We start from the raw sequence: 13,698 nt of genomic DNA on the forward strand, positions 1-13,698 counted from the left end.
TCACTTGGAGCTCTGAGGTCCCGACACCGCGCCCACGGCCGCCATCGGTGGTCCGGCGCAGCGACCTCAGGCAGACCCTCGCCTCGCGGCCCGTGCCCGCGGTGTCCCACGCGTTTGTTCGCCATCTCGCCCCTGGGATACCCGGAGCCGCCTCATGTCTTATTCCATTGTCTGTACGGATCTGTCGTTTTCCTGGCCCGACGGGACGCCTGTCTTCGAGGAGCTCGGCTTCGCGTTCGGCGCGGGCCGGACCGGGCTCATCGGCGTCAACGGCAGCGGCAAGTCGACCCTGCTCAGTCTGATCGCCGGAGAGCTGACCCCGACGAGCGGCTCGGTGTCGGTCACCGGGCGGCTGGGCTACCTGCCGCAGAACCTCCCGCTCGGCGCGAGCCGTACGGTGTCCGACCTGCTGGGGATCACTCCCGCGCGGGAGGCGCTGCACGCGATCGAGCGGGGCGACCTCAGCGAGGCGAACTACGACGCGGTGGTCTGGGACGTCGAGGAGCGCGCCCGCGCCGAGCTCGACCGCCTCGGCCTCGCGGGGGTGCACCTCGACCGGACGGTGGAGACGCTCTCGGGCGGCGAGACCGTCATGGTCGGGCTCGCCGCGCGGTTCCTCGCCGAGCCCGACGTGCTGCTGCTCGACGAGCCGACCAACAACCTCGACCTCGACGCGCGGCGGCGCCTGTACGACGCCGTCTCGTCCTGGACGAGGACGTTGGTCGTCGTCAGCCACGACCGAACGCTGCTCGACCTGGTGGACCAGATCGCCGACCTGCCCGCCCGCCGTACGTTCGGCGGCACGCTCAGCGAGTACGAGGAGGTGCTCGCGGTCGAGCGGGAGGCCGCCGAGCGGATGGTCCGCGCGGCCGAGGGCGACCTGCGCCGCCAGCGGCGCGAGCTGGCCGAGGCGCACACCAAGCTGGCCCGGCGGGTGCGCTACGGCAACAAGATGTACGAGCAGAAGCGCGAGCCGAAGATCATCATGCAGGAGCGCAAGCGCCAGGCCCAGGTCGCGGCGGGCAAGCACCGGCTCATGCACGAGGAGAAGGTGGCGGCCGCCCGCGAGCGGCTGGCCGAGGCGGAGGACGCGGTGCGCGACGACGCCGAGATCCGGGTGGAGCTGCCCGCCACCGAGGTGCCGGCCGGGCGCACGGTGCTCGAACTGGACGGCCTGCGCACGGCCGCCGGGCCGATCGGCGACCTGGTCGTCCGCGGCCCGGAGCGGGTCGCCCTGCTGGGGCCGAACGGCTCGGGCAAGACGACCCTGCTGCGCACGATCCTCGGCGAGATCCCGCCGGTCGAGGGCTCGGTCCGGCGAGGCGTGCCGATGCGGTACCTGCCGCAGCGGCTCGACGTGCTCGACGACGCGCTCAGCCTGGTCGACAACGTGCGGGCGGTCGCGCCCGCGGCGTCGGTCAACGCCGTCAGGGCCGGGCTCGCCCGGTTCCTGTTCCGGGGAGCACGGGCCGAACGGCCGGCGGGCACGCTGTCGGGCGGCGAGCGGTTCCGCGCGGTGCTGGCCTCGCTGCTGCTGGCCGAGCCCGCGCCGCGGCTCCTGCTGCTGGACGAGCCGACCAACAACCTCGACCTGGCCAGCGTGCGCCAGCTCGCGCAGGCGCTGTCGGCCTACCGGGGGGCGCTCGTGGTGGTCTCCCACGACCTGCCGTTCCTGGAGTCGATCGGGATCACCCGGTGGCTCGGCGTCGGCCCGGAGGGCCTGGAGACCGGCCGCTGAACACGCGGGAGGCCGCGGCCCGATCGGGCCGCGGCCTCCGTCACGCCTCTACGAGAGGCTCGGCTGGAGAGCGAGGGGCTCAGCTGGAGAACAGCATGCCGACCCAGCTGTTGCGCCGGTGGCCGTAGTGGCCGCCGTGGTGGCCGCCCCAGGCGGGGCCTCCGTGCGCCGGCGGCGGGGGAGCGTACTGCTGCTGGGCCCACTGGGCCTCCATCCGGGTCAGCGTCTCCAGCTCGCCGTAGTCCAGGAAGATCCCGCGGCAGTTGTCGCACTGCTCGATGTGGACCCCGTTGCGGTCGAACGTCCGCATCCGGCCACGGCACTTGGGGCACTCCATGTGACGAACTCTCCCTCGATCAGGTCGCGGCCTCCGTGGCCGCGACGATCCTCCCACAGGCGGACACCAGCGCCTCGGCGGCGTCGTCGGGCGGTTCCCCCGCCCGCGCCGCCGTGGCCACCGCCGTCGCGGCCAGTTGGACGGTCAACGCCCGGGCCGGCGCGTCGAGTTCCCGCCACGGGTCGTCCGCGGAGACGGCGGTCCCGCCCGCCGCGAGGTAGGCGGTGAGGAACCGTTCCCAGTCCCGGGGGCCGAGCAGGCCGGCGGCGTACCACGCGGCGGGGCGGGCCAGGTCCCACGCGGGGTCGCCCGCGCCCAGGTCGTCGGGGTCGATCAGCAGCCACGCGCCGTCGTGCCGGACGATCTGGCCGAGGTGCCAGTCGCCGTGTGTCAGCGCGCCGCCCTCCCGGACCGGCGGCAGCGTCGCGTACGCGGCCCGGATGGGCGCGGCGACGGGGTCCGGGACGCCGGCCGCCGCCAGGTCGGCCATGGCCCTCGGCAGCCGCGCCGGTCCTCCGGCGGGCGGCAGACCGGTGGTCGCCGGCCGGGCGTGCAGCAGGGCGAGCAGCCGGCCGCCCTCCTCCCAGGGGGTCGTCCCCGCGTCCACGTCGGCCATGGTGAGGGCGTCGCCGGCGGGCCAGATCGTGACGAGCCTGCCGTCCAGCCGCTCGAGGCCGAGAGGGGCCAGCATGACGCCGGGCAGGTTCCCCGCGGCGTCGAGGCGGGCACGCAGGGCGCGTTCGTCGGTGTCCGGGGGATGGGCCTTGACGACGACGTCCCCGGCCCTGACCACGAGCACCCGGCCCTGCTTGAGCACCGTCACCGGCCCGTCGCGGCGTGCCAGCCGCGCCAGTTCCTCGATCACGGGGACACCCTAGGGTGCCGTTATGAGGATTGGGTTTTCGGTGCCGGTGTCGGGCTCGTGGGCGACGCCGGAGAACATGAGGCGGATCGCGCGCCGCGCGGACGAGCTCGGCTACCACGGGGTGTGGACGTTCCAGCGCCTGCTCTACCCGGTCGGCAACCCGATGGGGCCGGTCTACCGCAGCGTGCACGACCCCGTGGTCGCGCTCGCGTACCTGGCCGGCGTCACCGAACGGGTACGGCTCGGGGTGGCCGTGCTCAACCTGCCCTTCGTCTCCCCGGTCCTGATGGCCAAGCAGCTCGCCACCCTGCAGGAGGTGTCCGGCGGCAGGCTCGACGTGGGCCTGGGACTCGGCTGGCTGCCCGAGGAGTTCGCCGCCTCCGGCGTGCCGATGGAGCGGCGCGGCAGGCGCGGCGAGGAGTACGTCGGCCTGCTGCGGCGGCTGTGGACCGAGGACGTCGTCGAGCACAAGGGCGAGTTCTACGAGGTGCCGCGCTCGCACCAGGACCCCAAACCGGCCACGCCGCCGCCCGTCATGCTGGGCGGCACCGCGCGGGTGGCGCTGGAGCGGGCCGGGCGGATCGCCGACGGCTGGATCAGCTCCAGCCGCGCCGACCTGGACACGATCGACCGGCAGATCGCCGTCGTGAAGGAGGCGGCCCGGCGGGCGGGCCGCGACCCGGACGCGCTGCGGTTCGTCGTCCGCGGCGTCACCCGGGTCCGCGCGGCGGACGAGGGCCCGCTGACCGGGTCGTACGACAAGATCAGGCGGGATGTCGGGGAACTCGCGGCCAAGGGCGTGACCGAGGTGTTCCACGACCTCAACTTCGACCCCGAGATCGGTGACCCCGAGGCCGACCCCCGCGACTCCATGCGCCGTGCGGAGGAGGCTCTGGAGGCCCTCGCCCCCCGGTGAGCCTCCGGCGTCACCCGCGTGCGCCCGGGACACGCCCTCGCGCCTGCGCCCCTGCGCGTACGACAGCTGCCGGCCGGCGACGGCGGCCGCCACGGCCACGGGGAGGCAGCCGAGCAGCTCAGCCACGGCCCACCGGCCTGCGGCACACGTACGCCAGGCCGGGCGGCACGTTGCGCCAGACCGGCCCGGTCGTGAGCACCTCGTCGAAGGCGGCGCGCAGGCGCCGCCGGAAGCGCCGCGCCCGGGCCAGCGGCACCGCGGGCAGGTAGGTCACCGTCGTGAACGCTCCCGTCGGACGCAGCACCCGCCCGACCTCCCCGAGGATCGACTCCTGCACGTCCTCCGGGAAGAGCGTCCACGGCAGCGTGCTGACCACGGCGTCGACCCGGGAGACTCCCCTTTCGTCCAGCAGCGTGCCGAGGCGGGCCGCGTCGCCCTGGATCACGTCCAGCCAGGGCCGGGCGCGCCGCAGGTGCGCCACCATCCCCGGGTCGATCTCGACGGCGACCTGGCGGGAGCCGGGGGCGAGCCGTTCCCGGATGGCCTCGCTGATCGCGCCGGTGCCCGGGCCGAGCTCCACGACCACGGCGGGGCCGGTCGTCGGGACGACGGTGGTGAGGGCCCGCGCGAGCGAGCGCGAGCTCGGGGCCACGGCTCCCACGACGCCCTGCCGGCGCAGCGCCACGCCCGCGAACGCCCTCAGATCGGAGACCTGCTGGACTGTCTCGTTCATGCCGCCCATCAGATCGGCGGCGGACCCGCGCCCGCCAGCCGCCCCGGCCCACCCGTGGAGGTATGCCCAGCCCTACCTCCACAGGTGGGCCTGGCCGTCTTCGAGCCGGTCCGGACGGCCTCTAGGGTGGGTCGGGTGCGCCCCAACGGCTCGTGGCAGGCCGTCGCCAGGAAGGACCTGCTGGCGACCTCGCTGCCCTTGCGCGCCCTCGCCTACCTGGTGACAGGCGCGGTCGTCGGCGTGGTCGTGCTGGCATCGCTGGTCGTCTCGCTGACCGCCGGGGCGCTGCTCACCGTCTTCCTGGTGGGCGTGCCGCTGCTGGCGGTCCCGGTCGTCGCCGCCGTGCCACTGGGCGCGCTCGAACGCCGGAGGCTGCGGATCATGGACGCCGAGCCCGCGCCGAGCCCGCACCGCCCCGCGCGCCCAGGCCCGCGCGGATGGCTCGGGACGCGCCTGCGGGAGCAGGCGACGTGGCGGGCCCTCGCCTACACGGGCCTGCTGGCCGTCGTGCTCGGCCCGATCGAGCTGATCGCCGTGACGTACGGCCTGCTCGTGCCGCTCGTGATGATCTGCGCTCCGATCAGTGTCGCGGAGGCGGGGTCGATCGTGCTGCTCAAGTTCTGGCCGCTCGACTCGCTCGCCGAGGCGTTCGCCGCCGCGCTGCTGGGGATCGCGGTGCTCGTGCTGGCGGCCTACCCGATCACCGCCCTCGCGACCGCGCACGCCCTGCTGGCCCGGCTGCTCCTCACGAAAGCCGAGTCCGGCGAGCGGCTCGCCGAGCTGACTCGCTCCCGCAGCCGCCTGGTCGAGGCGTTCGAGGCCGAGCGGCGGCGCATCGAGCGCGATCTGCACGACGGCGCGCAGCAGCGGCTGGTCGCGCTGACCATGACGCTCGGCCTGGCCAAGGTCTCCCCGGGGGAGGAGGCGGCCCAGCTCGTGGCAAGGGCGCACGAGGAGGCGAAGCTCGCGCTCGCGGAGATCCGCGACCTGATCCGCGGCATCCATCCTCGAATCCTCGTCGACCGCGGGCTGCCCGCCGCGGTCGCGGAGCTGGCCGACCGGTCGCCCGTCCCGGTCGAGGTCGACGTGGACGTCCCCCGGCTGCCCGGGCCGGTGGAGTCGGTGGCCTACTTCGTCGTCAGCGAGGGCCTGGCCAACGTGGCCAAGCACAGCGGAGCCGAGCGGGCCTGGGTGCGGGGCCGCCTCGACGGCCGGCAGCTCACCGTCGAGATCCGGGACGACGGCGTGGGCGGCGCGGACGTCACCGCCGGCACCGGGCTCGCCGGGCTCGCCGACCGCGTCTCGGTGGTCGAGGGCAGGCTGATGCTGGCGAGCCCGCCGGGCGGCCCCACCCTGCTACGCGCGGAGATCGAATGCCTGCCGGCCCTTCCCTGACCGTCGTCATCGCCGAGGACGGCGTGCTGCTCCGCGAGGGGCTGGCCACGCTGCTGACCCGGTTCGGCCACCGGGTGGCCGCCACCGCCGGCGACGCAGAGGCGCTCGTGAAAGCGGTGGAGGAGCACGCCCCCGACGTCGTCGTCACCGACGTGCGGATGCCGCCCGGCTTCTCCGACGAGGGACTGCGGGCCGCCGTGGCGTTGCGCGCCGCGCATCCCGGGCTCGCCGTCCTGGTGCTGAGCCAGTACGTCGAGCAGACCTACGCGGCCGAACTCCTCGACTCCGGGGACGGCACCGGCGTGGGCTACCTCCTCAAGGACCGGATCGGGGAGGTCGAGGAGTTCGTGGACGCCCTGACCACCGTCGCCGGCGGGGGGACGCTCGTGGACCCGGAGGTCGTGCGTCAGCTCCTGCGCCGCCGCCGCGACCCGCTGCGGCGGCTCACCGCGCGGGAGAGGGAGGTCCTCGCCCTGATGGCCGAGGGCAGGTCGAACGCCGCGATCGCCCGCGCGCTGGTGGTGTCGGAGGCCGTCGTCGGCAAGCACATCGGGAACATCCTCACCAAGCTCGACCTGCCCCCCGACGAGGACGCGCATCGCCGCGTGCTCGCCGTCGTCGCCTTCCTGCGCGGCTAGGTCGTGCCCTTAGACCATCCCGTACGCCTTGGCGATCAGCTCGTAGGAGCGCAGGCGTGCCGCGCCGCCGTGGACCTGCGTGGTGATCATCAACTCGTCGGCCCCGGTGCGCTTGCGCAGCTCCTCCAGACCGGCGCGCACCGTCTGCGGGTCGCCGTGCACCACGGTCGACAGCCGCTCGCGGACGAACTCCCGCTCCGTCGGGGTGTACGGGTACGCCTCCGCCTCCTCCACGGTGGGCGTACGGCCGGGCCGTCCGTGCCGCAGGCGCAGCCACGACAGCGCGCCCGGCATGGCCTGGCGCAGCGCCTCCTCGTCGGTGTCGGCCGCGACGGCCGCCACCCCGATCAGCGCGTACGGCCGGTCGAGCACCTCCGAGGGCCGGAACGAGGAGCGGTAGAGGTCGAGCGCGGGCTCGGTGTTGGCGGCGCTGAAGTGGTGGGCGAAGGCGAACGGCAGCCCGAGCAGCCCGGCCAGCCTGGCGCTGAACCCGCTGGAGCCGAGCAGCCAGATCGGCGGCCGGCCCGCGGCCGCCGAGTCGGCGCCGCCCGGCACGGCCCGGATCTTCTCGTACGGGTGGCCTGGCGGGAAGGAGGCGTCGAGGAAGCCGGTCAGCTCGGCCACCTGCTGGGGGAAGTCGTCCGGGTCCACCTCGGCCGAGCGGCGCAGGGCGTTCGCCGTGGCCATGTCGGTGCCGGGGGCGCGGCCGAGGCCGAGGTCGATGCGGCCGGGGTGCAGCGCGTGCAGCGTGCCGAACTGCTCGGCGATCACCAGCGGGGCGTGGTTGGGCAACATCACGCCGCCGGAGCCGATCCGGATCGACCGGGTCGCCGCCGCGAGGTGCGCGATGAGCACGGCCGGAGAGGAGCTGGCCACTCCGGGCATTCCGTGGTGCTCGGCGACCCAGATGCGGTGGTAGCCCCACTCTTCGGCCCGCCGGGCCAGTTCGGTGGCGTCGCGCAGCGCCTCGGTGGGCGTCGAGCCCTCGCCGACGGTCGCCAGCTCCAGGATCGACAGCGGCACCTCGGCCGTCCCACGCGGCACGCCGCGGATGTTCTCCTCACTCATGTTTCGCCCAACCTGAGGGCTCATCAGGATATTTCCTGACGCGGTGAGGGATGTGCTCCGTCGCCCCGCGACCTGCCATGCTTGGACACATGAGCGAGCGAAAGCCCATCGAGTCGTGGCTGTCCGACATGGACGGGGTGCTGGTCCACGAGGGGCAGCCGGTGCCGGGTGCCGACGAGTTCATCAGGCGGCTGAAGGAGTCGGGGAAGCGGTTCCTCGTCCTGACGAACAACTCGATCTACACCCCCCGCGACCTGTCCGTACGGTTGCGCGCGGCCGGGCTGGAGGTGCCGCCCGAGGCGATCTGGACCTCCGCGCTGGCCACCGCCAAGTTCCTCGCCGACCAGCGGCCCGAGGGCTCGGCGTACGTCATCGGCGAGGCGGGGCTGACGACGGCCCTGCACGAGGTCGGCTACGTGCTGACCGACCTCGACCCCGACTACGTCGTGCTGGGCGAGACCCGCACCTACAGCTTCACCTCGATAACGCGGGCGATCCGGCTGATCGACAACGGCGCCCGCTTCATCGCGACCAACCCCGACCCCATCGGCCCGTCGACCGAGGGCTCGCTGCCGGCCTGCGGCGCGGTGGCCGCCATGATCACCAAGGCGACCGGGGTGGAGCCGTACTTCGTCGGCAAGCCGAACCCGATGATGATGCGCAGCGCGCTCAACCGGATCGACGCGCACAGCGAGACCACCGCGATGATCGGCGACCGCATGGACACCGACGTCGTCTGCGGCATCGAGGCCGGGCTGCACACGATCCTGGTGCTCACCGGTGTCACGCAGAAGGACCAGATCGACCGGTATCCGTTCCGGCCCACGCAGGTGGTCAACTCCGTGGCCGACCTCATCGACCTGGTCTGAACCTGACGGACCCTGTCGCCTATGGCTGCCATGCTGGCCGGCATGAACCACCGCGTCTATCTGGAAATCGGCCCCAAGAAGGTCTTCGCCTGCTCGATCGACTGGCCGGGCTGGTGCCGCATCGGCAGGACCGAGGAGGCCGCGCTCGACACTCTGGTGGACTACACGCCGCGCTACCGGGTGATCGCCGAGCGGGCCGGACTGGAGTTCGCGCCGGGGGACCCGACGGTCGTCGAGCGGGTCAAGGGCGACCGCACGACGGACTTCGGCGCGATCTCCGCCATCCCGGACCTCGACCGGGAGCCGGTGGACGCGCCGGAGGCCGCGCGTGCGGCCGCCCTCGCCCGCGCGGCCTGGGCGGTGTTCGCCGAGGTGGCCGAGGCGTCCCCCGAGGAGCTGCGCAAGGGCCCCAGGGGCGGCGGCAGGGACAGGGACAAGATGGTCGCCCACGTCGTGGAGGCCGAGCGCGCGTACGCCCGGAAGATCGGCGTGCGGCACAAGCCCTTCACGGACGAGGCCGGCCTGACCGCCATGCGCGAGGACATCGCGCGGGTGCTCGCGCGGCCCTCGGACGCCTTTCCTCCCGGCGGCGAGGGCTGGCCCGTCCGGTACGCCGCACGCCGCATCATCTGGCACGTCGCCGACCACATCTGGGAGATGGAAGACCGGCGGATCTAGGGCGGCGCAGGGCAGGCACGGTCCGGGTGTGACCACGAAGGGGGCCGCCACGCTACCCCGTGGCGTGTCGCGGCTCAGTCCTCCGTACGGCGCAGGCGCTTGAGGTCGGAGCGGTGTTTCTTGGCCGTCAGGCGGCGCTCGACCGCGCCCTTGGACGGCTTGGTGGGACGGCGCCGCTTGGGCGGCGGCGCGATCGCCTCGCGGAGGAGGGCGGCGAGCCGGTCCCGCGCCGCCTCCCGGTTGCGCAGTTGCGAGCGGTGCTCCGAGGCCGCCACCGTGATCACGCCGTCGACCAGGCGGGCGGCGAGCCGCTCGAGCGCGCGGGCCCTGAGCGCCGGGCCGAGGGCGGTCGTACGCGCGAGGTCGAAGCTCAGCTCGACCCGGCTGTCGGTGGTGTTAACGCCCTGGCCGCCCGGGCCGGACGAGCGGGAGAAGCGCCAGGCGAGCTCCGCCTCGGGCACGACGACCGAGCCGCGCACGTGCAACGGGCCTGACATGACGCACCTTTCCTCGAAGTCGTGGGGACGACCAAACCTAGCCCGGTGAATATCACCGCCGCTCTCCATTTATCACCGTAAACGCGGCTTGCGGTTGTCGCGGTCCATCGCGTCGTGCACAGTGACCCCCGGAATCCGGAGCGGACAGGATGGGCGGGAGCATGACCTCGATCGTGGGCGTCCACGGCATCGGCAAGTACCACTATTACGAGGAGGCCGGCGGGTCGGCGGGCGGCGCGGCCGCGGCCATGCGGGCCAAGTGGAACGCCTACCTCCACCAGGGCCTCACCGGCCGGGCGGACGGCGCGGGGGAGTACTTCGCCGAGATCGCCTACTACGCCCACCACCTGCACGGCGGGCCGCCGAAGCCGCCACGGCAGATGGAGGCGCCGGCCAAGCTGGTCCTCGCCGACTGGGCGGCCCAGCTCGGCGGTCCGTTCCGCGACGCGGCGGGGGAGTCGCTCACCGGTCTCGCGCACCGGCTGGCCGAGTGGCTGCTGACGAGGATGGGCCCGCAGGCGGTGCGGTTCGCCCAGGACTTCTGCCCGGAGGTGGCCGCCTACCTCGGCGGCGGCGACCGGCGCGCGCGGGCCCGCGACGCGGTGGCCGACGTCGTCCGCAGGCGTCGCCCCCGGGTGGTCGTCGCCCACTCCCTCGGCAGCGTCGTGGCGTACGAGGCGCTGTGGGCGCATCCCGATCTCTCGGTCGAACTGCTCGTGACGCTGGGCAGCCCGCTCGGCATGCACGACGTCGTATTCGAGCGGCTCGCGCCCATCCCGGTCCGGGGTCGCGGGGCGCGCCCGCCGGGCGTGCGCCGCTGGGTCAACATCGCCGACAAGGACGACATCGCCGCGATCCCGGCCGTGCTCGCGTCATGTTTCGACGGCGTCGAGCGGGACGTCTCCTGCGACATCGACTGGCTCGACTTCCACACCGTGCGCAACTACCTGCGCTGCGGGAGCGCCAACGAGTACCTCAAGCCCTACGTGACCTGAGTTCCGAACGCGGGTTATGATCGTACGACCATGAAGACTGTGCTTTTCGACTACGGCAACGTCGTGTCGCTTCCCCAGGCCCCCGAGGACGTCGCGCGCATGGCGGGAGGTGATCCGGGATTCGAGGACCGCTACTGGGAGGTGCGGCTCGACTTCGACCGGGGCTCGCTCGACCCTGCCGCGTACTGGTCCCACGTGTACGGCAGGCCGATGGGCGGAGCCGACCTGGACGCGGTCGTCGCCCTCGACGTGGCGAGCTGGTCGCGGCCCAACGAGGAGACCGTGGCGATCATCGACGAGCTGGCCGGCGTCGGGGTGCCGATGGCGCTGCTGTCCAACATGCCGGTCTGCGTCGCCGAGGGCATCGACGTGCTGCCGTTCATGCGGCCGATCGGCCCGCGGTTCTACAGCGGCCGGATGGGCCTGGTGAAGCCCGAGCCGGAGATCTTCCACGAGACCGTGGCCTGGCTGGGGGTGGCGCCCGGCGACCTCGTCTTCGTGGACGACCGGCTGGAGAACGTCGCGGCGGCCGAGCGGGCGGGGCTCGCCGCCGTCCACTTCCGCGACGCCGCCGCCCTGCGCGAGGACCTCAAGACGCTGCTGGTCTGAGCCGTTCAGCGGGCGCACGAGGATCTCGCCGGGCGCCGCGGCCCCGCGTCTACTGGGCCTGCACCACCGGCGGGCCCTCGCTCGCCTGGACGAGGACGAACCCCTGACCCCGGAAGGCGAGCTGCAGGGCCTCGCCGCTGCCACGGCCGATCAGCGCGCCGGCCTTCATCGTCCGGTTGACGCCCACCTGCAGGTGGGCGCTCCAGCAGACCGCGGACTGGCCGTCGGCGAACGTCGGCATCTGGGAGGTGTCGAGGAGCACCGGCGTGCCGTGCGCGGTCACCGCCACCCAGCCGGTGCCCTTGATCGTCATGTTGAACAGGCCGCCCGCGGCGATCCCCGCCCCCTGCACACGCTGGATGTCCCAGGTGAGCTGGGGATCGAAGGCCAGCAGGTTGCGGCCGTTGACGGTGAGGGCCTCGTTCTCCAGGTAGAACAGGTGGATGTCGTGGGCGTCGTCGGCCAGGAACAGCAGGCCCTGCCCTCTGACGCGCATCAGCGGCGCGCCCTCGCCGGTCACCATCTTCTTGAGCAGTCTGCCGACTCCGCCGGAGCCTTCGTAGTCGAAGTCCATCTGGCCTTGGAAGGCGACCATCGAGCCCTGCCTGGCGATCACCTCGCTCGGTAGGTGGACGCGGAGCATCTTGGAGTTCTGCAGGACGAAGTTGCCGGGGACCTGCTGGCCGTTCAGGTTCCCGAAGAGCGCGCTGCGCATGGAGGGTCCTTCGATAAGCGTGATGGTGCATGGGTAGTGACGATCGGGCAGGGGATCCGGTTCCGCGTGCGCCTCCCGCGCCGGGCGCCTCAACTCGCCGGAGGGCGGGGGTCGAGGGGTGGGGCGTCGACCGGGCAGCCGGGAGCGGGCGGTTCGGGCGCGGCCACGAGGACGTTCGTCCTGATCGTGAGGAATGTGACGACCGCCGCGACGGCCATCATGGCCGCGCCGACCAGCATTGAGGTGTGGAACCCCCGGGTGAACGCGGCCGGGGAGTCGTAGGCGTCCCCCGTCAGCCCCACCAGCGGCGGGACGGCGGCGACGGCCAGGAGGCCGCCCGTCCTGGCCAGGGCGTTGTTGACCCCGCTGGCGACACCCGCGTACCGCTCCTCCGCCGTGGCGAGCACGGTCGCGGTGAGCGGGGCGACGGCGGCGGACAGGCCGAGCCCGAACACGACCGCCGCGGGCAGCACGCCGGCGAGATAGGACGACCCCGGGGCGATGCGGCTCATCAGCAGCAGCCCGGCCGCGCACAGGAGGATGCCTCCCGTCATGGGGAGGCGTGGGCCCACCCGCCTCGCCAGTTCGCCGGCCCGGGGCGACAGCAGCAGCATGAGGATCGTGACCGGGAGCATCGCCGACCCGGCGGCGACGGGTGAGAACCCGGCCGACACCTGGAGCTGGACGACCAGCAGGAAGAACACCAGCCCCATCGCCGCGTACATGACCAGCGTGACGACGTTGACCGCGGTGAACTCCCGCGAGGCGAACACTCCCACGGGGACGAGGGACCGGGGGGAGCGCCGGATCTCCACCACCACGAAGCAGGCGGCCAGGACGAGCCCGGCGGCCAGCGGCACCAGCCCGTCGCCCGCGAGGATCAGTCCGTACGTCAGCCCGGCCAGGGCGGGGGCGGCGAGGACGGTCCCGAGCACGTCGAAGCGGCCGTGCGGTCCGGCGTCCCGGGTCTCGGGCACGTGCCGGGCGGCGACGCCGACCACGACGGCCGCGAGCGGCAGGTTGAGCAGGAACACCCACCGCCAGCCGGCGGCCTCCACGAGCCATCCGCCGAGCAGCGGCCCGAGGGCGGCGGCCACGCCGCCCAGCCCCGACCAGGCGCCGACGGCGCGGGGCCGGTCCTCCCGCACGTAGCTCGCCTGGATGATCGCCAGGGACCCGGGGATCAGCAGGGCCCCGCCGACGCCCTGGAGCGCACGGGCGAGCACGAGCACGGGCGTGTTCGGCGCGATTCCGCAGAGGGCGGAGGCCAGGGCGAACCAGGCCACCCCGGCGACGAAGACCTTCCGCCTGCCGAGCCGGTCGCCCAGCGACCCGCCCAGCAGGATCAGCGCGGCCATGGTGAGCGTGTACGCGTTCACGGTCCACTGGAGGCCGGACATCCCGGCGTGCAGGTCGCGCCCGAGGGCGGGGAGGGCCACGTTGACCACGGTGCCGTCGAGCGTGGCCATGCCCGACCCGAGGACCGTGGTGAGCAGCACCCACCGGCCTGGTGCCGAGCGAAGCCGGATATTTCCGGATGTCATGGACGCCATCATGCGTTACCCGGGGGAGTGATCGCGCCTTCACGGCAAGGCGGATTACATCATTACGATCGCTCACAGCGAACTGACGCAGAACAGGGAAC

Annotated in this window: 15 protein-coding genes; 8 read left to right on the forward strand and 7 right to left on the reverse strand. The window is 73.4% G+C overall.

The genetic code is table 11. From position 1 onward, the window contains the following. Positions 1-154: 154 nt before the first annotated feature. Positions 155-1,738 carry an ABC-F family ATP-binding cassette domain-containing protein gene (locus tag ABZ857_RS30745; RefSeq protein WP_357049662.1) on the forward strand — a complete coding sequence of 528 codons (1,584 nt, stop codon included), beginning with the start codon at positions 155-157 and terminating at the stop codon, positions 1,736-1,738. Positions 1,739-1,817: 79 nt separating this feature from the next. Here the strand turns inward: ABZ857_RS30745 and ABZ857_RS30750 are convergent, their stop codons facing one another. Together ABZ857_RS30750 and ABZ857_RS30755 are read right to left on the reverse strand one after the other, a co-directional pair. Beyond that, positions 1,818-2,075, reverse strand: a complete 258-nt coding sequence (locus tag ABZ857_RS30750) for a zf-TFIIB domain-containing protein (protein ID WP_357049665.1) — start codon at positions 2,073-2,075, stop codon at positions 1,818-1,820. 19 nt (positions 2,076-2,094) lie between these two features. Further along, positions 2,095-2,940, reverse strand: coding sequence for an aminoglycoside phosphotransferase family protein (locus tag ABZ857_RS30755; protein WP_357049668.1), 846 nt, complete (start codon positions 2,938-2,940; stop codon positions 2,095-2,097). Positions 2,941-2,962: 22 nt separating this feature from the next. Here ABZ857_RS30755 and ABZ857_RS30760 point away from each other — a divergent pair, with 22 nt between their 5' ends. Next, a complete protein-coding gene (locus ABZ857_RS30760; protein WP_357049671.1) occupies positions 2,963-3,856 on the forward strand; it encodes a TIGR03619 family F420-dependent LLM class oxidoreductase in 894 nt (297 codons plus the stop codon). A gap of 118 nt (positions 3,857-3,974) precedes the next feature. On the opposite strand, the gene ABZ857_RS30765 is transcribed toward ABZ857_RS30760, so the two are convergent. Continuing rightward, on the reverse strand, positions 3,975-4,589 hold the full coding sequence (locus tag ABZ857_RS30765) for a methyltransferase domain-containing protein (protein ID WP_357049674.1): 615 nt from the start codon (positions 4,587-4,589) through the stop codon (positions 3,975-3,977). Positions 4,590-4,724: 135 nt separating this feature from the next. Between ABZ857_RS30765 and ABZ857_RS30770 the strand changes: the two genes are divergently transcribed. Continuing rightward, positions 4,725-5,984 carry a sensor domain-containing protein gene (locus tag ABZ857_RS30770; RefSeq protein ID WP_357049677.1) on the forward strand — a complete coding sequence of 420 codons (1,260 nt, stop codon included), beginning with the start codon at positions 4,725-4,727 and terminating at the stop codon, positions 5,982-5,984. Continuing rightward, complete coding sequence (locus tag ABZ857_RS30775; protein WP_357049680.1) at positions 5,963-6,622, forward strand: response regulator transcription factor; 660 nt, start codon at positions 5,963-5,965, stop codon at positions 6,620-6,622. Before ABZ857_RS30770 ends, ABZ857_RS30775 begins: the two co-directional genes overlap by 22 nt. 9 nt (positions 6,623-6,631) lie before the next feature. On the opposite strand, the gene ABZ857_RS30780 is transcribed toward ABZ857_RS30775, so the two are convergent. Beyond that, positions 6,632-7,690 (reverse strand): LLM class flavin-dependent oxidoreductase, encoded by a 1,059-nt coding sequence (locus tag ABZ857_RS30780; RefSeq protein WP_357049683.1) that lies wholly within the window; start codon positions 7,688-7,690, stop codon positions 6,632-6,634. A gap of 89 nt (positions 7,691-7,779) precedes the next feature. Between ABZ857_RS30780 and ABZ857_RS30785 the strand changes: the two genes are divergently transcribed. Further along, positions 7,780-8,559, forward strand: coding sequence for an HAD-IIA family hydrolase (locus ABZ857_RS30785; protein WP_079319985.1), 780 nt, complete (start codon positions 7,780-7,782; stop codon positions 8,557-8,559). Between the two features lie 21 nt (positions 8,560-8,580). After that, a complete protein-coding gene (locus tag ABZ857_RS30790) occupies positions 8,581-9,237 on the forward strand; it encodes a hypothetical protein (protein ID WP_357049686.1) in 657 nt (218 codons plus the stop codon). 74 nt (positions 9,238-9,311) lie between these two features. Here the strand turns inward: ABZ857_RS30790 and arfB are convergent, their stop codons facing one another. Then, a complete protein-coding gene (gene arfB, locus ABZ857_RS30795) occupies positions 9,312-9,734 on the reverse strand; it encodes an alternative ribosome rescue aminoacyl-tRNA hydrolase ArfB (protein ID WP_357049689.1) in 423 nt (140 codons plus the stop codon). A 161-nt stretch (positions 9,735-9,895) separates the two neighbouring features. Between arfB and ABZ857_RS30800 the strand changes: the two genes are divergently transcribed. After that, a complete protein-coding gene (locus tag ABZ857_RS30800; protein WP_357049692.1) occupies positions 9,896-10,729 on the forward strand; it encodes a hypothetical protein in 834 nt (277 codons plus the stop codon). Between the two features lie 30 nt (positions 10,730-10,759). Further along, the gene (locus ABZ857_RS30805; RefSeq protein ID WP_357049695.1) at positions 10,760-11,338 is read left to right on the forward strand and encodes an HAD-IA family hydrolase; all 579 of its coding nucleotides are present in this window, start codon (positions 10,760-10,762) and stop codon (positions 11,336-11,338) included. Positions 11,339-11,387: 49 nt separating this feature from the next. On the opposite strand, the gene ABZ857_RS30810 is transcribed toward ABZ857_RS30805, so the two are convergent. Continuing rightward, positions 11,388-12,053, reverse strand: a complete 666-nt coding sequence (locus ABZ857_RS30810; protein ID WP_357049698.1) for an AIM24 family protein — start codon at positions 12,051-12,053, stop codon at positions 11,388-11,390. Positions 12,054-12,142: 89 nt separating this feature from the next. Continuing rightward, on the reverse strand, positions 12,143-13,597 hold the full coding sequence (locus ABZ857_RS30815; protein ID WP_357049700.1) for an MFS transporter: 1,455 nt from the start codon (positions 13,595-13,597) through the stop codon (positions 12,143-12,145). Between the last annotated feature and the right edge of the window lie 101 nt (positions 13,598-13,698).

Origin of the sequence: Microbispora sp. NPDC046933 (assembly GCF_040644635.1) — a bacterium.
Classification (GTDB): Bacteria; Actinomycetota; Actinomycetes; order Streptosporangiales; family Streptosporangiaceae; genus Microbispora.